Annotated in this window: 17 protein-coding genes; 14 read left to right on the plus strand and 3 right to left on the minus strand. The window is 53.3% G+C overall.

Features of this window, described 5'->3' with window-relative positions; all coding sequences use genetic code 11:
* Positions 1–27 precede the first annotated feature (27 nt).
* From CRO74_RS04480 to CRO74_RS04490, 3 genes are read left to right on the plus strand one after another with little or no spacing between them, the layout of a single operon-like run.
* Positions 28–2,367 (plus strand): GAF domain-containing protein, encoded by a 2,340-nt coding sequence (locus tag CRO74_RS04480; protein WP_097124801.1) that lies wholly within the window; start codon positions 28–30, stop codon positions 2,365–2,367.
* Positions 2,364–6,038 carry a BamA/TamA family outer membrane protein gene (locus tag CRO74_RS04485; protein WP_245877757.1) on the plus strand — a complete coding sequence of 1,225 codons (3,675 nt, stop codon included), beginning with the start codon at positions 2,364–2,366 and terminating at the stop codon, positions 6,036–6,038. The genes CRO74_RS04480 and CRO74_RS04485 overlap by 4 nt, the downstream gene beginning before the upstream one ends.
* A gap of 16 nt (positions 6,039–6,054) precedes the next feature.
* A complete protein-coding gene (locus CRO74_RS04490; protein WP_097124803.1) occupies positions 6,055–7,305 on the plus strand; it encodes a Pycsar system effector family protein in 1,251 nt (416 codons plus the stop codon).
* Between the two features lie 281 nt (positions 7,306–7,586).
* On the opposite strand, the gene CRO74_RS04495 is transcribed toward CRO74_RS04490, so the two are convergent.
* The 3 genes from CRO74_RS04495 to CRO74_RS04505 all read right to left on the minus strand — a co-directional run bounded on the left by CRO74_RS04495 (position 7,587) and on the right by CRO74_RS04505 (position 10,667).
* Entirely contained in the window at positions 7,587–8,780 is a 1,194-nt protein-coding gene (locus tag CRO74_RS04495) for a molybdopterin molybdotransferase MoeA (protein WP_097124804.1), read from the minus strand.
* A gap of 351 nt (positions 8,781–9,131) precedes the next feature.
* Entirely contained in the window at positions 9,132–9,932 is an 801-nt protein-coding gene (locus tag CRO74_RS04500) for a ferritin-like domain-containing protein (RefSeq protein ID WP_097124805.1), read from the minus strand.
* Positions 9,933–9,947: 15 nt separating this feature from the next.
* Positions 9,948–10,667 (minus strand): ferritin-like domain-containing protein, encoded by a 720-nt coding sequence (locus CRO74_RS04505; protein WP_097124806.1) that lies wholly within the window; start codon positions 10,665–10,667, stop codon positions 9,948–9,950.
* 207 nt (positions 10,668–10,874) lie between these two features.
* Between CRO74_RS04505 and moaC the strand changes: the two genes are divergently transcribed.
* The 11 genes from moaC to CRO74_RS04560 all read left to right on the plus strand — a co-directional run bounded on the left by moaC (position 10,875) and on the right by CRO74_RS04560 (position 19,636).
* Positions 10,875–11,348 carry a cyclic pyranopterin monophosphate synthase MoaC gene (gene moaC, locus CRO74_RS04510; RefSeq protein ID WP_097124807.1) on the plus strand — a complete coding sequence of 158 codons (474 nt, stop codon included), beginning with the start codon at positions 10,875–10,877 and terminating at the stop codon, positions 11,346–11,348.
* A complete protein-coding gene (locus CRO74_RS04515) occupies positions 11,341–11,913 on the plus strand; it encodes an NTP transferase domain-containing protein (RefSeq protein ID WP_097124808.1) in 573 nt (190 codons plus the stop codon). Before moaC ends, CRO74_RS04515 begins: the two co-directional genes overlap by 8 nt.
* Positions 11,914–11,991: 78 nt before the next feature.
* Positions 11,992–12,588 carry a DUF6992 family protein gene (locus tag CRO74_RS04520; protein WP_097124809.1) on the plus strand — a complete coding sequence of 199 codons (597 nt, stop codon included), beginning with the start codon at positions 11,992–11,994 and terminating at the stop codon, positions 12,586–12,588.
* Between the two features lie 71 nt (positions 12,589–12,659).
* Positions 12,660–13,451 carry a nucleotidyltransferase domain-containing protein gene (locus tag CRO74_RS04525; protein WP_097126010.1) on the plus strand — a complete coding sequence of 264 codons (792 nt, stop codon included), beginning with the start codon at positions 12,660–12,662 and terminating at the stop codon, positions 13,449–13,451.
* Between the two features lie 2 nt (positions 13,452–13,453).
* Complete coding sequence (locus tag CRO74_RS04530; RefSeq protein WP_097124810.1) at positions 13,454–13,930, plus strand: nucleoside deaminase; 477 nt, start codon at positions 13,454–13,456, stop codon at positions 13,928–13,930.
* Between the two features lie 95 nt (positions 13,931–14,025).
* Positions 14,026–15,231, plus strand: a complete 1,206-nt coding sequence (locus CRO74_RS04535) for a DegT/DnrJ/EryC1/StrS family aminotransferase (RefSeq protein ID WP_245877758.1) — start codon at positions 14,026–14,028, stop codon at positions 15,229–15,231.
* Between the two features lie 31 nt (positions 15,232–15,262).
* Complete coding sequence (locus CRO74_RS04540) at positions 15,263–16,360, plus strand: iron-containing alcohol dehydrogenase family protein (protein ID WP_097124812.1); 1,098 nt, start codon at positions 15,263–15,265, stop codon at positions 16,358–16,360.
* Positions 16,361–16,491: 131 nt separating this feature from the next.
* Entirely contained in the window at positions 16,492–17,343 is an 852-nt protein-coding gene (kdsA, locus tag CRO74_RS04545) for a 3-deoxy-8-phosphooctulonate synthase (RefSeq protein ID WP_097124813.1), read from the plus strand.
* 93 nt (positions 17,344–17,436) lie between these two features.
* Positions 17,437–18,138, plus strand: coding sequence for a phosphatase (locus CRO74_RS04550; protein WP_097124814.1), 702 nt, complete (start codon positions 17,437–17,439; stop codon positions 18,136–18,138).
* 71 nt (positions 18,139–18,209) lie between these two features.
* Entirely contained in the window at positions 18,210–18,968 is a 759-nt protein-coding gene (gene kdsB / locus CRO74_RS04555; protein WP_097124815.1) for a 3-deoxy-manno-octulosonate cytidylyltransferase, read from the plus strand.
* A gap of 5 nt (positions 18,969–18,973) precedes the next feature.
* Positions 18,974–19,636 carry a thiamine diphosphokinase gene (locus CRO74_RS04560; RefSeq protein ID WP_097124816.1) on the plus strand — a complete coding sequence of 221 codons (663 nt, stop codon included), beginning with the start codon at positions 18,974–18,976 and terminating at the stop codon, positions 19,634–19,636.
* Positions 19,637–19,668: the final 32 nt, after the last annotated feature.

A 19,668-nucleotide genomic window follows, 5' to 3' on the forward strand; every position in this document is an offset into this window, starting at 1 on the left:
GCCCTCTCCCCAAACGATTGATTTTTTATGGAAACACTCTTTACTCTTCCTCGATTAGATGGGTTAATCTTACGCTTTCAGTTATCGTTCAAACCCTTTGTTCGCTTTCTGGAAGACCAGCGTACCCTCGCCACCACGGATGGCCTTCGTCAGTTATACACCTATCTGATTGATCAGTTTACCGCCACGATTGTTCGGTCAGAAGACCAAAAAGAGCCTATTGACGAAAACCGCCTGAAAGAACTTTTTCAATTGGCAACGCTGGCCGTGTTGCCCTTGAACCATACCAGACGGGAGGTTTTCTATGCGTTTGGTATCCCGGTTCCGTTAACGTTATTTCATTATTCATCGGCGTTTGAGGAGCTTATCTGCCAACACCCTGATTTTCTACTGGACTTGCCGGATCAGATTCAGCTATTGAATCGGCAGCGGCTGGCTTACCAGATGATACTGGAAAAATGTTATGCTGTTCCATTCGACCACATCATCGGGCCTTCGTTTCAATTTCAGAAAAAGTTGAACGGTGTAACGAAGTTTTACCGGCTCGATATCAATAACTCCTTTGTTCAGCCAAAGCCAGGGCAAGTGCTACCCTCCCTTCAACTGGGTTGGGTTGACTTTGCAAAAGGCCTGGGCGAGTTGCCCACCGGCGAAGCCGCATTACCGCTGGAGCAGTTTACGTTTGAAGGTTTCTCTTTTTTTCAACTGGAAGATGTAACCGAGACCGAAACCATCAAGCAGTTGCAGGATGTATTTGTTCACCTGCATTCCGACACCGAACCCATGATCTATCATCGGTTTGAGTCGGCCCTCCGGAATCTTTGCGGCCAGCCCGACCTTCAGATCGGTATTATCCCCATGCCGCAGGTAAATGGCCATTTCGTGTACCCGCCCAACAGCAAAAACCGCAGTATTTTTCTGCAATACGCCGGTGCATCGGGCATGGATTACAAAAATCCGATGGCGCAGGCCATGGTCCGGAAACTAACTGGAAGTTCGGTGCCTTACCTGTTTCCCGATCTGGGGGGATTGCCGGAGCCGGTACAGGAGGCTCTGGCTGGGAAAGGCATCCGAAGTTTTATGCTGTACCCAATCGGGACGGCCAATGAAGTGCTGGGCATTCTGGAGATGGGAAGCCCGCGGCCCTTTGCCCTGAATGAGGATATGCTAACAAAAATCGAGCGTATTCTCCCCCTGATTCAGGAGTTACTGCGCTATCAACTCAATCAGTTTAGTACTAATCTGGAGCAACTTATACGAAAAAAATTTACGTCCCTGCAACCCGCCGTCGAGTGGAAATTTTACGAAGCGGCCTGGTCGCATCTCAATCAGGATCAGCGGGGAAGCGGTTTGGGTGAGCCCATTCCGGTACGGTTCCCGGCCGTGTATCCGCTCTATGGGGCGGTCGATATTCGCAACTCATCGGTGGAGCGGCACACGGCGGTTCAGCAGGATCTGGCCCGGCAGGTATCCGCCGTAGAAGCTATTTTTTCGCTCCCCGAGTTTCCGTCGAACGGATCACGTCCCGAAAAACTCAGGGACGAAAACTTCGAATGCCGATACAAACTCATGGCTGGCCTGCTGCCGGAAGATGAACAGGAGGTAGCCCTTTTCCTGACCGACGAGGTGAATCCTTATTTTCGGTATCTGCTCCCGTACCAGCCTCTGCTGGAAGGGCAAATTCAAGCGTATTTTGCCCAGACAGACCCCGTTACGGGACTATTTAGCCAGTCGCTGAAACGCTACGAACGAAGCATGGACTGGCTCAATGCCGCCATAAACGAATACATCGACGAGGAAGAGAAGAAACTCCAGACGATTTATCCGCATTACTTTGAGCGTTATCGGACAGATGGCACCGAATACTCGATCTACCTCGGGCAGTCCATCGCCCCCGACAATCCGTTTACGCCCGGTATCCGGCTGCGCCTGTTGCAGTGGCAGTTATCGTCTATGGTGGAGGTGGCCCACCTCACGCACCGGCTCCTCTCCGGCTTGCCGCTTCCCCTGCAAACGACCCAGTTGATCCTGGCCTATGCCCAGCCCGTCGACATTAGTTTCCGGCAGGATGAGCGCCGATTCGACGTGGAAGGGTCGTACAGTATCCGGTATGAGGTGCTGAAAAAACGGATTGACAAAGCGTATATCGAAGGGACGCAGGAGCGACTTACCCAACCTAATACGATTGCCATAGTGTACAGTCATCTATCGGAAGTGACGGATTATCTGCCATTTATTGCGGATATGCAGGCCAGTGGCGCACTGCTGCCCGATCTGGAATACCTTGACCTCGAACCACTACAGGGCGTTGTTCACCTTAAGGCCTTGCGTGTTCGTATCAACTACACCAACTCCGCCCAATCATGAAACACACGGGAACGGTACGGTATTGGCTCATTGGATTAGTTAGTTTTATCGGCAGCCTGACAACGGTTTTGGGGCAGTCGGTTCCGGCGGATTCCATTCGGCACCGGGTCATTCTTATTGGGGATGCCGGTCGCCTGCGAAACGGTAAAAACCCGGTTGTCGATGCGGTACGGGCACGGTATGACTTCCGCAATTCGCGCACAACGCTGCTCTACCTCGGCGATAACGTTTATCCGCATGGGCTATCCGACGAAAGCAGCCCCGATCACGATTCACTGGCCGCCATTCTGCGGTATCAGGTGAGCCCCGGCCTGCCGGGGAAAGCTGGTCAGTCCAATACGTCGAGGGTTCTGCTGATTCCCGGCAATCATGACTGGGGCAAAGGTCGTTCCGATGGCTGGGAGCGGATTGTCCGGCAGGGGAAGTGGATCGACAGTCTAAAGGCACCAAATATTCAATTGCTTCCGGCCGATGGGTGCCCCGGCCCGGAAGAGATTCAACTGAACGCCAGCCTTGTGCTGGTCATTATGGATACGCAGTGGTGGCTCCATCCGTACGCAAAGCCGGGTGCCGACTCAGATTGTAGCTGCAAAAATCAGGATGAAGTCATTGCCCGGCTGTCGGATATAGCGTATCGGAACAAGGGCAAGGCCATTATCGTGGCGACCCACCATCCTTTTCGGAGCTACGGGATTCACGGCGGTTACTATACCCTCAAGCAGCATATTTTTCCGCTGACGGAGTTTTCGTCAAAGCTGTACATCCCGCTACCGGTTATTGGCTCTATTTACCCGCTGGTGCGCGGGGTGTTCGGCAACATTCAGGATTTGCCGAATCCGACCTACAAGCACATGGTTCAGGTGATGGAAAAAGCCATGGCACCAGCGCCCAATGTGGTGTTTGTCTCCGGCCATGACCACGCTATCCAGCATATTGTGGACGGTTCCCGCAACTACATTGTGAGTGGTTCGGGCATCAACCGCGAGCGGGTGAAAAACGGAGCACTGGCCCGGTTCGTGAGTGGCGAATGGGGCTATGTCGTACTCGACGAACTAACCAACGGGACGCTGAAAGCTACGTTTTATACCGTCGATGAAGCCGCCAAGGCTACCGAAGTTCATGCCGCTACACTGTTCACCGTACCACCCTCGGGCGACTCCGTAGCGGTAAAGGCAAAAGCGCCAACCTGGCCGGATAGCGTACAAGTCGCCATTGCTCCGGCCTACGATAGCGTGGGGGCAATTCATCGATTACTATTTGGTACCAATTACCGAAAAGAATGGGCCACCACCGTCAAATTGCCCGTTTTTGACCTGACCCATACCAACGGCGGCTTCAAAATTTTGCAGCGTGGTGGCGGACAGCAGACAAAATCCCTGCGACTCGAGGATGCCAGTGGCAAAGAATGGGTGTTGCGGAGTATCCAGAAAGACCCGGCGGGAGCGCTGCCCGCTGCCCTGCGCGAAACCATTGCCAAAGACGTGTTGCAGGATGAGATTTCGGCCGGTAACCCGTTTGCGCCACTCGTTGTGCCCACGCTGGCGAAAGCCACCGGCATACCCCATGCCAATCCGATACTCGTATATGTGCCCGATGATCCGGCGCTGGGCATCTACCAGGCCGATTTTGGGAAGACCGTTTGCCTGTTCGAAGAACGAAACCCCGGCGATGGCAAATCCATCAGCACGATAAAACTCCTCGAAGCGCTCGAAAAAGATAATGACGACCGCGTCGACCAGCGTGCTGTCCTGCGCGCCCGAATGCTCGATCTGTTCATTGGCGACTGGGATCGGCATGAGGACCAGTGGCGCTGGGGGAGCCGGAAAACCGCCGGTGGTAAAGTCTATTACCCGATTCCCCGCGACCGCGATCAGGTGTTTTTTCGGGCGGGTGGGCTATTCCCGGCCATTGCCTCGGTGCCGTGGATACAACCTAAATTTCAGGGATTCACGACCAAACTGGGCAATGTAAACGGGTTTATGAACAACGGACGGTTCTTCGACCGGCTCTTCATGCACGAACTTAGTGCCCAGGACTGGATTGCCGAAATAACTGATCTGCGCGATTCGCTGACGGACGATGTATTGCAGCGGGCCATCAACCAGCTTCCCGATACCATTCGACATGAATCCGGAAATCGAATTCTGGAAACGCTTAAAGTCCGGCGGGGATGGCTGCTCGAAAAGGCGCTGGAGTATTACCGGTTTCTGGCCAAAGCGGTCGATATTCCCGGTTCGGACAAGAAAGAGCTGTTTCGGGTGCAGCACATCAACGACGATCAGTTGGTAGTATCGGTGTTCAAGCTAACCAAAGACGGTTCGGTAGGGCCACGGATGTACAGCCGTGCGTTCGATGCATCCATTACTCGCGAGATTCGCCTGTACGGACAAAAAGGCGACGACCGGTTTGAGGTGAGCGGCCCCGAACCAGCCGACATTACGGTGCGGCTCATTGGCGGAAAAGGGGAGGATACGTTTGTGGTGACCGGGCATCCGGGCAAGCCACTTATTTATGATCTGAGTACGGAAGCGAACATACTTCCGGCTCCCCATCTGGCCCATTTGCATCTATCGACCGATAAAGCGGTCAACGCCTATGATCCCCACGTGTTCAAATACGACCGGCTGTTGCCTCTGGCAACCATCGGCTATAATTTGGATGATGGATTGTTGCTGGGCGTGGGCGGTCAATGGATAAAACAGGGTTTTCGGAAAACGCCCTACGCGTCGATGAACCGCCTGATGATCAGCCGGGCGCTGGCTACCGAAGCGGTTTCGATTAAGTACGACGGGATCTTTACCGATGCCATTGGTAAGAATGACCTGTGGATCAATGCGTCGATCAAAGCGCCCGATAACGTGACCAACTTTTTTGGCCCCGGCAATGAAACCGTTTTCGAGAAAGAACGCCGAATTCGCTACTACCGGACTCGCTACAACCTCATCAATCTGGCTCTGTTGCTGAAACGGGATATTGGTGCCCACACGCAGGTGTCGGTGGGGCCGGTTTTTCAGCAGTTTAGTTTAGATACGGATGAGAACAAAGGTCGCTTTATTGAAACCTATGTTAAGCAACTGCCTGAATCAGAAAGGTTTCTGCGTCGGGAAAGTTACGGAGGCTTACAGGCCGGGTTACAGATCGACAATCGAAACAGACCCGTTCAGCCATCCAGAGGGTTTTACTGGAACACGACCTGGCTGGGTATGCAGGGATTTAGTGAAGAGGCAAATCACTTTACCCAACTGCGATCGGAACTGGCGGTCTATACCAGTTTCAGTCAGTCTGCTAATTTCGTCCTTGTCAACCGGGTTGGCGGTGGGCTGACGTACGGTGATCCCGCGTTTTATCAGTTACTTTACCTGGGCGGACAGGATAATCTGCGGGGTTTTCGAACGTATCGGTTTGCTGGTAATAATCTGTTTTATTACAACCTCGAAGCCCGGTTGAAACTGTTCGATTTTCAGTCGTTTTTGTTTCCGGGCAGTGTAGGTTTACTGGCGTTTAACGATATTGGACGGGTATGGCTCACGGGCGAAACGTCTACCAAGTGGCACAATGGCTATGGAGGGGGCTTGTACGTAACACCCGCCAGCCTGTTGCTGGTAACAGCCTCCGTTGGGTTTTCGAAAGAGGGGGCATTGCCCTATGTGTCGCTGGGTTTCCGATTCTAATAGTAACCGTTCGATTATGACTGCTAAACTAATACCCCAGATTGAGGCCCACGTTGTGACTGAGTTCAGTGATCACTCCCGGCCCGATCTGACGTATCATACCCTTGCCCACACCCAGGGCGTTGTTCACGCAGCGGAACAACTGGCCAACCATTATAAACTGGATGAAACCCAGGAACTGGTCGTTCTGGCGGCTGCCTGGTTTCACGATATCGGGTACCTGAGCGGCCCGCCCGAGGATCATGAGGAACGAAGCGCATCGCTTGCAAGCGACTTTCTGACGGAACTGGGCGTATCCATCGGCGTCATCGAGCAGGTGAAAGGCTGTATACTTGCCACCAAACTGCCGCAATCGCCACGAAATCGGCTCGAAGAAATCCTTTGCGATGCCGACATGTACCACCTGGCCAGCGACGATTACAAAGACAAACAGAAATTGCTTCGGAAGGAAAAAGAAAACCTGACGGGCGTGGCTATTTCGGGAAGCGACTGGCGGCAAAAGAACATTGCGCTGCTCGAAACGCATCAATATTTCACCAAATACGCCCGAAACCATCTGGAAGAAGGGCGGGCGAATAATCTGCGCCGGTTAAAGGAAAAGCAGGCTGAAAAGAACAGCGACAGCAAGCCGGAAACAGCCGCCGTAGCAAGTGCGGCCCCCGAACCAGCCGTAAGTTCAGCCCCAGCGTCCGTAGAGCCAGCTCAACAAACGGAGAAGAAAAAGAACAAAGACGGTAAATCCGACCGGGGCGTTGAAACGATGTTTCGGACAACGTCGTCCAATCATTTACGGCTGAGCGAAATTGCGGACAGCAAAGCCAACATCATGATTTCGGTGAACTCGATCATGGTGTCCATTCTGGTGTCTATTCTCCCGCGCCGGATCGAGGAAAATCCTAACCTGATGATGCCGACGGCCCTGTTCCTGACTACATCTGTCCTGACAATCGTTTTCGCCATTCTGGCCACCCGCCCCAACGTCACGCAGGGCACCTTCAGCCACGAAGATATTTTGCAGAAGAAAGGTAACCTGTTGTTTTTCGGTAATTTCCACCGCATGAACCTTGGCGAATACGAATGGGGAATCCAGGAGCTCATGCAGGATAGCCAGTACCTTTACGGCACCATGACCCGTGACATTTACTATTTAGGGCTCGTGCTTGCGAAAAAATATAAACTCCTGCGCGTTGCTTACACCGTTTTCATGTTCGGCTTTGTCACGTCTATCCTGGCTTTTCTGAGCGTATTCCTGTTCTTCAGCAAGTAAAATTAGAATGAACACAGAGGCACGGAGAGCACAGAGATTAATGGATTGATTTTTTAATCATGAATCTGTTTAAACTTTTTATTTTATCAAAAATGGTGGCTTCGAGGCTGTAATACCGACCGTCCCGGTCGGGTGAGAAGCGATTAGATTACGCCCGACCGGGACGGTCGGTATTACAGCCTCTAAGTCACCTTTCTATTTTCTAGGAAAGTTTAAACAGGTTCCATTTATTCTCTGTGTTCTCCGTGCCGCAATGGCGGACCATCTCTGTGTCCAATAAATTACCGCGTTGACCAAAGTTGAAACGCTTCCCCTGCGCCAAATTCAGAGCGGTCGGCAGGGAGTTCCATGAAGGCGTCGGCGGCCAGCAGGTTGGCAAAATCGGCCGAGCCGGAGCCGGGCAGGGGATGGGCCAGCGTGCGTCCGTCGGGCTCGGACGTCAGTCGAACGGGTAGGAAGTAGGTGATGCTCGGTTTAAACACAACCCGTTCGGCCAGTTGAGCATAGCGGGTTGCCTGCGCCGGTAATCCAAGGGATGTTCGCAGGTATGGCAGCACATACCGATACGCACACAACACCGTCGACACCGGGTTGCCGGGCAGCGCAAAGATGGTTTTCGTCGGGGTCGAGCCAAACCAGAGCGGTTTTCCCGGCCGTTGCTCAATCTTGTGAAAGTGCTTCTGAACGCCCAGTTGTGCCAGAACCGCCGGTACAAAGTCAGCCTTTCCGGCGGAGACGCCCCCGCTTAAGATCAGCACGTCATTAGCCGCCAGAAGACCGGCGATTTGGTCGGCCAGAATAGTTTCGTCATCAATAATGTGGTGCAGCGAAGCGTCGATGCCCAGCGAAGCGAGAGCCGCCCGGAGCATGTAGGTATTCGACCGGCGAATTTGGTAGGGCAGGGGCGTATCGGCAATGTCGACCAGTTCATCGCCGGTAGAGATGAGCGCCACCCGGGGCAGGGCCGTTACGCGTACCGTTATTTGCCCGACGGATGCCGCCACCGCCAGTTCAGGTGGCCCAAGCCGCATACCCACTGAGAGCAGTTCGTCGCCCGCCCGCCGGTCCGTTGCCTGGGGATGAACATGCTGACCTGGCTGTACATCATCAATCGTGATCGTCGCCTGGCCATCCGCAATGGTCACGTCTTCGTAGCGAACAACGGTGTCGGCACCCAAAGACAGCATGGCTCCGGTCATGATTTCCAGACAGCAATTGGCCTCGGTCAGCGTTAGCTGCGGCTGACCGGCGCGTTGGATACCTGCCACCGTAAACGTGCGTTGCCCTGCCGAATAATCGGCAAATCGAATGGCAATACCATCCATCGCTACCCGGTCGAACGGCGGGAAATCGCGGTCGGCCCGGACGGCCTCGCGGAGCACCCGGCCGTTGGCGAGTGGTAAAGGTACTGTTTCAACAGGGAGCGTTAACAGATGTTGTTGAGTGATGGCAAAGGCGTCGGCAACGGAAATCATAAGCGGTAAAGGCGAAAATGTCACGACAAGTTACGCCCAAAACACGCCATCCTACAAACGCTCCGCACAGGGATGGTACGCAATAATTATGAGTCATTCCGAATTCTAGGTGGGAACGTTGGGCATAGTCTTTGACTATGTCCGAGTGTTATCCGGTCTCTGACCGGTCGGCTCGCCAAGACTGAAACGCCGGTCGGAGACCGGAAAACGCCGGGACATAGTCAAAGACTATGCCCAAAGGGGGCTGATCGCGCCATAATTTTAACCTGACGAGTATACAACGAATGAAGCCGCCGGTACATCGTTTAAATGACCGACGGCTTCATTTAGAACTATATGTTAAGGCGCATTTTACGCCAGGAACGGCGCTACAATAGCGGTCACCTGTTCGCGGGTGAGCGGCTCATCGAACGCTTCGGTGATGCCTTCCAGCGGTACCTGCCCATCCAGCAAACTGGCGAGGTTAATTCCTTTCTGAACCACATTGTCATCGCCCGCGTAAACGGCTGCGGCTGCCTGCGGCAATCCTGACGGACTGGCTAGCGGTATCCAGCCTTTCTGCCCGCGCAGGTAGCGGATACGGGCCGCGTGCGTAGCTTCCGTAGCGTGAATCTGCAAGGCGGTTTCCAGAATTGGCTTGTCGTTCATCAGATTTGGAGCCTGTCCTTTATACGCCCGGACGCCCGTATCTTCAAACGCCTGCGAAACGGCCGCAAAGGTCTGGAAATTAGAAAATGTATCGGGGAAATTACCCTTGGCTGAATAATCGAAGCCTGGTTTTGGAATTGCCTTATCGCCTAATACTTTTTTAAGCAGCTTGACATGTAATTCCTCATGCCGCCGGATGTATTCGAACGCCAGTTTATATGGTTCGGGAATCAGACCGGGGGTGTTGGTGCCAATTTCGTAAAATTCCGATTCAAGGTATTCAAGCAAAAGGGCAAAGTTTAACACATCCACCACGTTTTGCGGTAACTGGCTGCTTTGTCCGTACGCTTTTGTTAAGGCCGATGCCATAATGGCCGGAGCGGCCACGGCCACTGTTTTACGGGTTAGGCTGCTGAACAGACCCCGCCGGGATACGTGCTCCAGCCGGTCGAAAAATTCGCCGTCAACCTGTTCGAGTTCAGTAAAAATTGATTGTAGATTCATAATCGGTGAAACAGGTTAGGCTGCGACTGACGGCAGGTTGTGAGCATCAATAATTTCAAGGACGTATTTCTGAGCGATCGGAACCACCTCAGCCGGTTCGAGTTTAATGAACAAACCCTCGATGACGATGTTATCACCCGAAAAAGCGGATTGATTCATGTACTCGATTTCCCTGATAATGGACACGTGCCGGGCTTCTACCGAAACGATCTTACCCGCTACTGCCAGATTTTCGGGGTCGGTCAGGTACTTGCCGCCCCCGTTGTAGGCCGCCGTTCCGATTTCGGCAAATTTCCGCGAGGCCTCCAGTACATCCGTACGCTCCCGGAAATTGATGTCGCTGAAATTCAGGGTCAGGTCCGGAATACCGGCGCTGCCTAAAGCGGCCCGGTAAAACGCCCGGTGCGTTACTTCGTGGTTGCGAAGATCCTGAAATAACTGCATCTCCATAGCGGTCATGCCCGAATAGGGATTTGCCAGCACCAGTTCGTAGAAACGGGATTCGATCTGCTCCAGTACGAAGGCATAATTGAGAATGCCGAGGTCACCGCCGGGCAGCGTGATCACATCGCCCGGTAGCCGTCCGCCATTTGGGCTAATGTCGGGGGTAGCCGTCGAACAGGCGGTCAGTAGCCCACCCGTGACGGCCGCAGCGGTGGCTGTGCGTAGAAATGCACGCCTGGGAGTATTGAACTCCGAAGGTGTTTTGAGGTTGTTCATGAAACTGTTTTTCATTGAGTAAAGGATGTAATAATTGTACTGTGGCTTTATTATCCTGTAATACCAGAAGCCCGACTGTAGGTTATAAACTAGTGAGGGAAAGGCCGGATAACGAGCGTAATGTCAGCAGCTGACAAACGAACTATTTAGCAGGCTATCCGGCAGCAACGGAGCAAACCTGAACAGGAGCGTTTACCTTTGTGTATCTGTTTTTGAAAAACTATGAACTCATTTACGCACCTCAACGCGGAAGGCAACCCGGCCATGGTCGATGTGGGAGCCAAGACGGTTACCCGCCGGACGGCCCGCGCCGAGTCGATTGTGACCTTGGGCCCCGACATTATGCAGCACCTTACCGGGACCGATATTGCCACCAAAAAAGGCCCGGTGTTTCAAACGGCCATCATTGCCGGGACCATGGCCGCCAAACGCACCGACGACCTGATTCCGCTTTGCCATTCGCTCGGTCTGGATAATTGCCAGATTACCATTACGACCGATGGCGACGATGTTATTGTGAGTTGTCTGGTATCGACAGAAGGAAAAACGGGGGTCGAGATGGAAGCGCTGGTGGGGGCATCGGTAGCGGCCCTGACGATTTATGATATGTGCAAAGCCTTTTCGCACGACATCATCATCAAAGAGACCAAGCTGATGGAGAAAACGGGCGGTAAACGGGACTTTCGTCGTGATTAATGGACTCATCCTTACCGGGGGCAGAAGTACCCGGATGGGGCAGGATAAGTCGCTGCTGGATTATCACGGCAAACCCCAGCGCGAACACCTCACCGAGTTGCTCATTCCCTATTGTAAAACGGTTTACTGGTCGGTCAACGCCGAACAGGCGCGTGAAATCCATGACACACAGCAACCGCTCATTGTCGATCTCTACGACCTGACAAGTCCATTGAATGGCATACTGTCGGCCTTTCAGACTGACCCATGGGCGGCCTGGCTGGTAGTGGCCTGCGACATGCCTTTGGTAACAAGGTTGTCCCTCGACGCCCTGCTGGCGAATCGTGCCCCGAACAAAATGGCGACGGTTTTTTATGATTCCGATGGGCACTCTCCCGAGCCGTTACTGGGCATTTACGAGCCAGCCTTTGGTCTAATTCTCCACCAGGCGTTTACTGAGGGGGCCGTTTCGCCCCGGCAGCTCCTCATGCAGAACGATGTACAAATTATAACCATCCCGGATCGTCGCGAACTAACGAACGTCAATGATCCCGAAGCCAGGGCAGCCCTGAAACAACGCGGTTAACTTCTGGCTTATATACGTTGACTAAAGAAAATCTCTGTGAATCTCTGTTCTCCTCTGTGTATCTCTGTGGCACAAATCATGAAAATATTTCTGGCAACCGGAGCTTTTTTTCTAAGCAGAGGAGCCTCAGCGCAGCGTGTATCACCATCGCCCGAATTGCAAAACTTCACCGACCAACGCATCCGGCACCAGAAAACCCTGGGTCTTACCCTCGGTAGCTACGCCTTGGCAAACATTGCCGTTGGAGCCGTTGCCGCCGGACAGACCTCGGCCGAAACGAAGTATTTTCACAAAATGAACGTGTACTGGAATCTGGTCAACCTCGGTATTGCCGGAGCCGGTTTAGTAAGCTCGCAGAAGAAAAATACGGATACCGAATCCTTGGCCGACGCGGTGAAACAGCACGAAAACATGAAGAAAATTCTGTTGCTCAACACCGGCCTCGACGTCGCTTATGTAGTAGGTGGTGCCTACCTCCGCGAGCGGGGGACGAATCAGCCCGACAAAGCCGACCAACTACGGGGTTACGGAAAATCGATCATGTTGCAGGGTGGGTTCCTGTTCGCATTTGATCTGGTCAACTACTTCATTTTTAAAAACCGGGGCGACAAGCAGGAACGCTTGCTCCTCTCGGCTACTCCCGACGGTGTCGGTCTGGTGCTTCCCATTCGATAGCGGTGGCTGAACTAAAGAAAATGCGGGTCTGTTCTCCGATAATTTACGAATCGCAACTGACGCCCCTGCCTATGTTTCCCCATTTGTCTCCTTTTCAATCGTTTATCGACGTTGCCATTAACGTATGTCAGCAGGACCCCGAAGCGGTTGGTCTGGCAGCGGGCGGTTCCTGGGCATCGGGTGAACTGGACGCCTACTCCGACCTGGATCTGGTGCTGGTGCTCAGTAGGAAGCTGGCCCCCGACACCGAACAGATGCAGGCCTATGCGTCCAAATTTGGCCCTCTTCTGGCGTCGTTCCGGGGCGACCACGTGGGTGAGCCGCGCCTGCTGATCGCCTTGTATGAATCGCCCCTGCTGCATGTTGATATCAAGTTTCTGACGCCCAATGAGTTTTACCAGCGCGTCGAGAATCCGGTAATTTTATGGGAGCGCGATCAACAGCTAACGTCAATTATTGACAAGTCGGAGGCAGTTTATCCCCCGTTCGATTTTCAATGGACGGAAGATCGTTTCTGGGTCTGGATGCATTATGCCGCGCTTAAAATTGGTCGTGGTGAATGTTTTGAAGCGATGGATTTTCTATCGTTTGTTCGCAACATGGTGCTGGGACCGTTGTTGCATGGTAAACACAAAGGACTGCCAAGAGGGGTTCGGCGGGCCGAAACGACATTCAACCCAATCGACTTAGGCCGGTTACTGAAAACCGTTGCCGCACCGGATCGGAAAAGTTTAATCCTGAGCCTGACCGAAGCCATGAACCTGTACGAAGAATTACGGGACGAACTGGCTCCGGTTGCGTTACTGAAAAATAGAAAGGCACAGGCAGCCGTTGTACAGTATCTGACCACTATTCAGCAATAATCATGACAAATCAGGATGAGATTTTTTTACGCCAGGCCATTCAACTGGCTCGTGAAGGGATGACGACCGATCAGGGCGGTCCGTTCGGCTCCGTCATTGTTCGCGATGGCGAGGTTGTGGGGAAGGGCTTCAACATGGTCACCTCTACCAACGATCCCACGGCCCATGCCGAAGTGGTCGCCATTCGCGATGCCTGCCGGAACCTGGGCACGTTTCAGCTGGATGGATGCACGCTGTACGCTTCCTGCGAACCCTGCCCGATGTGTCTGGGGGCCATTTACTGGGCGCGTCCGAGCCGGGTTGTCTACGCTTCCCAACATGCCGACGCGGCCAAAGTTGGTTTCGATGATCAGTTTATATACGAAGAAATCGAGAAGCCGCACGAACACCGGCACATTCCCATGCACCAACTCCTGCGCGACGAAGCCGAGACTGTTTTTCAGGAGTGGGTGGCGCTGGAAAAGCGAATCCCGTATTGAAGTCACAAAACTCCTTCGAAAAACCGTACTTTTGCGGTATCAACGGTCGCCGGGCAAGTGTACGTTTCCAGGCGACCCTCTAAACGGATTACGTCATGCCAGGAATGGAATTTTTCGGAGCCGCTGAGCGCACAGAAATCAACGATGTGCTCGAGACCGGCATCCTGTTTCGGTATAATCACGAAGCACAACGAAATAATATTTACAAAGCCCGCGAGTTTGAGGCTGAAGTAGCCAAATTAGTTGGCGCAAAATACGCCCATGCGGTGTCGAGCGGGTCAACGGCGGCTTTATGTGCCATGGCTGCGGCCGGTATCGGTGCCGGTGATGAAGTCATCGTGCCGCCCTTTACCTATATCGCTACCATCGAAGCCGTCTTGATGATCGGTGCGCTGCCCGTTTTCGCCGATATCAACGAGACACTTTGTCTGAGTGCCGAAGGCATTCGCAAGGCGATTACACCCCACACCAAAGGCGTTTGTCTGGTACACATGTGCGGACAAATGGCCGATATGGATGCCATCATGGCCGTCATCAACGAACATAATCTGGTGCTGGTTGAAGATGCCGGGCAGGCCATGGGTGCCAGCTACAAAGGCGTTTCGACCGGTTTGTGGGGAAAAACGGGGGCCTATTCGTTCGACTTTTTCAAGATCGCGACGGCGGGCGAAGGCGGCATCATGGTGACCAACGATGAAGTTGCCTACAAACATGCCGACTCCTATTCTGACCACGGCCACGACCATATTGGCAGCAACCGGGGCATGGAGCAACACCCAATCCTGGGGTTCAACTACCGCATCAGTGAGCTTCACGCGGCTGTTGGTCTGGTGCAAACGCGCCGGGTTCCCGAGATCATTAAAAGCAATAACGCCCACAAAAGCCAGCTTATGGCCGCTCTGGGTCAGATTCCCGGTGTGGAGTTCGCCCGGATTCCCGACACGGATGGTGATTCAGCTACGTTCCTGAACATGCTCCTGCCCGATACCGAAACAGCCCAGCGGGTTGTCGCCGAAATGAATGCAGCCGGTATTGGCGGGTTCAACTACTGGTTTACGAATATGTACCACTTCATCAACCAGTGGGATCATATCAAAGAAATGCGGACGGCGTCGACGCTGCCCATCGAAAAATTCGGTGCGCCACAGGACTATAAAAACCTCGATATCCCCAATGCACAGGCGACCATCGGCCGATTGATTTCGTTCGGTATCCGGGCCACCTGGACGTCTGAAGAAGTGGCTACTCTGGCGTCGAACATCGAAGCTGCCATCCGGAAAGCAACACTGGTCGAAGCGTAAATTTTTTCAGCCACTACGGCTTAACGATACAATGGTAGCTACACAAACCACGCATAAAAATTTCAAAGGGGTCGAGAAGACCGTTTTTGGTCGGGGGAGCTTCTCGCAACTCGATGAGATCATCGCCCCCATCCGAACCGAAAACGAAGGCTATTTCGTGTTTCTGGTCGACAATTATTTCAAAGGGAAACCGCTCGAAGGGCAGGTTCCGGCGCATGCCGAAGATCTGACGTATTACATCAGCGTTGAAGAACACGAACCCACCACCGACCAGATCGACCAGCTTCGCGACGAAATTCTGGCGAAGAAAGGGCTTCCGTCGGGCGTAGTCGGCATTGGTGGCGGCAGCATCATGGACATTGCCAAAGCTCTGTCGCTTATGCTTACCAACGAGGGTTCTTCGACCCTGTATCAGGGATTGAATCTCATCAAGAAACCGGGCATTTACCACGTCGGCGTACCCACCATTTCGGGTACCGGTGCCGAGGTGTCGATGACGGCGGTATTGACGGGTCCGGTTAAAAAGCTGGGCCTGAAGTGCGAGTGGACGGTATTTAACCAGATCGTGCTCGACCCTGAACTCATTGCCAGCGTACCCCGCAACTGGTGGTTCTATACCGGCATGGATACCTATATCCACTGCATCGAATCGGAGAATGGCCGGTTGAATAATGCCTACTCGCACGCCTTTGCCGAACAGTCCATGAAGCTTTGCCGGGAGATCTACCTGGGCGAAAATTCAGGGCAGACGCCGGAGAACGACGACAAGCTGATGGTGGCGTCGATGATGGGCGGCTTAAGCCTGACGTATTCCGAAGTGGGCGTTTGCCACGCACTGAGCTACGGCCTGTCGAAGATTCTGGGAACCCGGCATTGTTATGCCAATTGTTTGATCATGAATCACCTTGAGGACTACTATCCGCAGGGCGTTGCCGAGTTCAAAGAGATGGTCGCCTATCACCAGATCGACCTGCCGCAGGGCCTGTCGAAAGACTGGAGCGACGATACCATCACCCAAATGGCGCATGTGTCGTACAACCTGCCGCACATGTGGCTGCACGCCATCGGCGACAACTGGCAGGAGACGATCACCATCGATGTACTGAAGGACTTGTTCCGGAGGTTATAAATTTTTAACTAAAAGGTTGTGACACAGAGATGCGCAGAGACTCACGGAGATACACAGAGTTTTTTCTTTTTATTTTCTCTGTGTATCTCCGTGAGTCTCTGCGAATCTCTGTGGCATAACCCTTCACAATCATGTCTCAAAAAATCGTTCGCGTTGGCGACATTGAATGCGGGTCGGATGAGTTGTTCCTCATCAGCGGTCCCTGCGTTATTGAAGATGAAAAAATTATGATGACGGTGGCTGAGCAGCTCCGCGAAATTCAGGAACGGCTCGGCATCAAGATCATCTACAAGTCGTCGTTTCAGAAGGATAACCGCTCCAGTCTGAACTACTACAACGGTCCCGGCCTGGAGAAAGGCCTCAAGATTCTGGCCAAAGTAAAAGAGCAGTTTGGTTTCCCGCTGCTGACCGATGTTCATTACCCGGACCAGTGTGCTCCCGCTGCCGAAGTGGTCGACGTGCTCCAGATTCCGGCTTATCTGTGTATGCAAACCATGCTCGTGGTGGCAGCCGCCCAAACGGGCAAGGTTGTCAACGTTAAGCACGGACAGTTTCTGGCGCCGGAGAACATGAAGCACCCGGTCAAAAAGATCGAGGATTCGGGCAACGAACAAATCATCCTGACCGAGCGTGGGTTCACTTTTGGCTACAACGACCTGGTTGTTGATCCACGTGCTTTCTACCACATGGCCCGTACCAACTACCCCGTTGTGTTCGACGTAACCCACGCCATCCGGAAATACGGTATTCCATCGGCCGATGCGAAAGGTGGCGCTCGGGAATACCTGCCCGTACTGGCTCGGGCCGGTGTGGCTGCCGGTGTCGATGGCTTGTTTGTGGAAACGCACACCTGCCCCTCCGAAGCCCTTTGCGATGCCGCCAGCCAACTGGATATCCGGTACCTGGAAGAGTTCATGAAACCCCTCATCGAACTTCATGCTGTTGAGGTAAAATACCGCAACACGCTACCCGAACTAGCTTAATTGAATGAAGAGTTAAGAGTGAATAGTGAAGAATATGGCTTCAGACAGGATTTTATTCTACACTTTTCACTCTTCATTCTTCACTTCCTTTCAATGGTTGACATCGAAAAAACCTTCACCGCGCTCGGCGGTCAATTTGTTACGCCCGCTGATGCACTGACCGAAAAGCTTCGGTTGGTGAAAGCCATTGTGTTCGACTGGGACGGTGTTTTCAACGACGGGGTCAAGACCGAAGCGGGCAGCAGCTCGTTCAGTGAAGTCGATTCTATGGGGACAAACCTGCTCCGGTTCGGACTTTGGCTACAGCATGACGGACAGTTACCCGTGGCGGCTGTCATTACGGGCGTAACCAATACCCTGGCCGATACCCTCGTTGGTCGCGAGCATTTCCACGCCTGTTATTCGCAGGCCAAACATAAAGTGGATGTGCTGGCCCATCTGCTGAAAAAGCACCAACTGGAACCAAAGGAGGTTGCCTTTTTCTTCGATGATGCCCTGGACCTTTCCGTGGCTGAAGTCGTGGGTGTACGGATCATGATTCGCCGACAGGCCAACCCGTTATTTACGAATTACGTAACAACCAACGGCCTAGTCGACTACATCACCGGCAGTCAGAGCGGCCAGTTTGCCGTTCGCGAAGGTTGTGAATTGATCATAGGTCTCCTCGGCCAGTTTGACACCGTCATGGCCGAACGTCTTCGTTACAAACCCGTTTACGACCAGTATTACCAGCAACGGCAGGCCGTCGAGCCGAGCTATTGGACAGTAGGACCCAACGGCCCGGAACCTAAGTAATCACTGCCAATAAACTCTCTGTGAATCTCTGTGTTACCTCCGTGCCGCTCTGTGACATAATTTTTTAAATCATGATTATCGGAATAATCCCCGCCCGCTACGGGTCATCTCGTTTCCCCGGCAAACCCCTGGCCGATATTGGCGGGAAGACCATGATTCAACGGGTGCTCGAACAGGCCAGTAAAGCAACATCACTATCGAAAGTGGTCGTGGCAACGGATGATGACCGCATTGCCGAGGCCGTTCGCCGTCTTGGTTACGAGGCCGTTATGACCCGGACTGACCACCCCAGCGGTACTGACCGATGTTATGAAGCCTACGACCGGTTGGTAACGGATGGCATCATTACCGGCAATTCGTTGGATTATGTCCTGAATATTCAGGGCGACGAACCCTTCCTGGACCCGGCGCAGATTGACGAGTTGGCGGCTATTTTGGACGGCTCCGTGGAACTGGCGACCCAGATGGCAACGGTCGATTCGGCCACGATGCTGCATGATCCGAAAGAGGCCAAGATCGTCATCAACGACCAGAACGAAGCCTTGTATTTTAGTCGGTCGGCGGTTCCCTATTTGTGGGGTGTCGAACCGGATCAATGGCATGCTCAACATGCCTACCATCGTCATGTCGGATTGTACGCTTACCGGGTGGATGTCCTGGAAAAATTGACGCAGTTGCCCCCGTCGCCCCTCGAACGGGCCGAGTCGCTGGAGCAGTTGCGCTGGCTGGAAGCGGGCTATCGAATCAAACTCGTGGCAACTAATTTCCAGACTCCCAGCGTGGATAGTCCGGAAGATATCGAGAAGATTTTACAGAGTGGGTTGATTTAGCGCGTATGTCATCACACCACATTGTACGCGAGAAACAGGAACCGGCTCTGCTCATTGCCAATGGCGAAGCCTGTAGTGCCGAGTTGCTGGGGCAACTGCTGGAATGGAGCCCCACGGTGGTGGTGCTCGATAGTGCTATCTGGCGGGTGCTTGATCTGGGTATCAAAGTAGATGTGCTGCTGGGTGACTTCGACCGCGATCTGGATCTTGACGCCATTCGGGAGCAGCAGTACCCGCTGGAAATTGTCCACACGCCCGATCAGGATAAAACCGACCTCGATAAAGGCATCGAATACCTGATCGAGCGCGGGTATCCGGCGGTGAATATCGTGTGGGCCACCGGTCGGCGGGCAGACCATAGCCTGACAAATATGACCAACATTGTCCGGTATAAAGACCAGATTCGTATCGTCATGATCGACGACCACTCGAAGATATTTCCGCTGGTTGGCCGGTTCGAGAAATGGTACGAAGCCGGTACGCCCCTCTCCCTGATTCCCGTTGGCACCGTGACGGGCTACACCTCGGAGGGGCTCAAATATGATCTTCAGGATGCCACCCTCAAACTCGGCTACAACACCAGCAGCAGCAACGAAGCCGCGCAGGACGGGTTCGTTCGCGTTGAAGCCCAATCCGGCGATTTGCTCATTATGGAGTGCTGGGATTAAGTATGCGCCTTCGCTTAGCTGATTCAGTCAAT

Origin of the sequence: Spirosoma fluviale (genome assembly GCF_900230225.1) — a bacterium.
Taxonomy (GTDB): domain Bacteria; phylum Bacteroidota; class Bacteroidia; order Cytophagales; family Spirosomataceae; genus Spirosoma; species Spirosoma fluviale.

What these genes read in the sequence shown, in the direction of transcription:
- CRO74_RS04480 (WP_097124801.1), top strand. Translation starts at nt 28, where the DNA reads ATGGAAACACTCTTTACTCTTCCTCGATTAGATGGGTTAATCTTACGC.
- CRO74_RS04485 (WP_245877757.1), top strand. Translation starts at nt 2,364, where the DNA reads ATGAAACACACGGGAACGGTACGGTATTGGCTCATTGGATTAGTTAGT.
- CRO74_RS04490 (WP_097124803.1), top strand. Translation starts at nt 6,055, where the DNA reads ATGACTGCTAAACTAATACCCCAGATTGAGGCCCACGTTGTGACTGAG.
- CRO74_RS04495 (WP_097124804.1), bottom strand. Translation starts at nt 8,780, where the DNA reads ATGATTTCCGTTGCCGACGCCTTTGCCATCACTCAACAACATCTGTTA.
- CRO74_RS04500 (WP_097124805.1), bottom strand. Translation starts at nt 9,932, where the DNA reads ATGAATCTACAATCAATTTTTACTGAACTCGAACAGGTTGACGGCGAA.
- CRO74_RS04505 (WP_097124806.1), bottom strand. Translation starts at nt 10,667, where the DNA reads ATGAAAAACAGTTTCATGAACAACCTCAAAACACCTTCGGAGTTCAAT.
- moaC (WP_097124807.1), top strand. Translation starts at nt 10,875, where the DNA reads ATGAACTCATTTACGCACCTCAACGCGGAAGGCAACCCGGCCATGGTC.
- CRO74_RS04520 (WP_097124809.1), top strand. Translation starts at nt 11,992, where the DNA reads ATGAAAATATTTCTGGCAACCGGAGCTTTTTTTCTAAGCAGAGGAGCC.
- CRO74_RS04525 (WP_097126010.1), top strand. Translation starts at nt 12,660, where the DNA reads ATGTTTCCCCATTTGTCTCCTTTTCAATCGTTTATCGACGTTGCCATT.
- CRO74_RS04530 (WP_097124810.1), top strand. Translation starts at nt 13,454, where the DNA reads ATGACAAATCAGGATGAGATTTTTTTACGCCAGGCCATTCAACTGGCT.
- CRO74_RS04535 (WP_245877758.1), top strand. Translation starts at nt 14,026, where the DNA reads ATGCCAGGAATGGAATTTTTCGGAGCCGCTGAGCGCACAGAAATCAAC.
- CRO74_RS04540 (WP_097124812.1), top strand. Translation starts at nt 15,263, where the DNA reads ATGGTAGCTACACAAACCACGCATAAAAATTTCAAAGGGGTCGAGAAG.
- kdsA (WP_097124813.1), top strand. Translation starts at nt 16,492, where the DNA reads ATGTCTCAAAAAATCGTTCGCGTTGGCGACATTGAATGCGGGTCGGAT.
- CRO74_RS04550 (WP_097124814.1), top strand. Translation starts at nt 17,437, where the DNA reads ATGGTTGACATCGAAAAAACCTTCACCGCGCTCGGCGGTCAATTTGTT.
- kdsB (WP_097124815.1), top strand. Translation starts at nt 18,210, where the DNA reads ATGATTATCGGAATAATCCCCGCCCGCTACGGGTCATCTCGTTTCCCC.
- CRO74_RS04560 (WP_097124816.1), top strand. Translation starts at nt 18,974, where the DNA reads ATGTCATCACACCACATTGTACGCGAGAAACAGGAACCGGCTCTGCTC.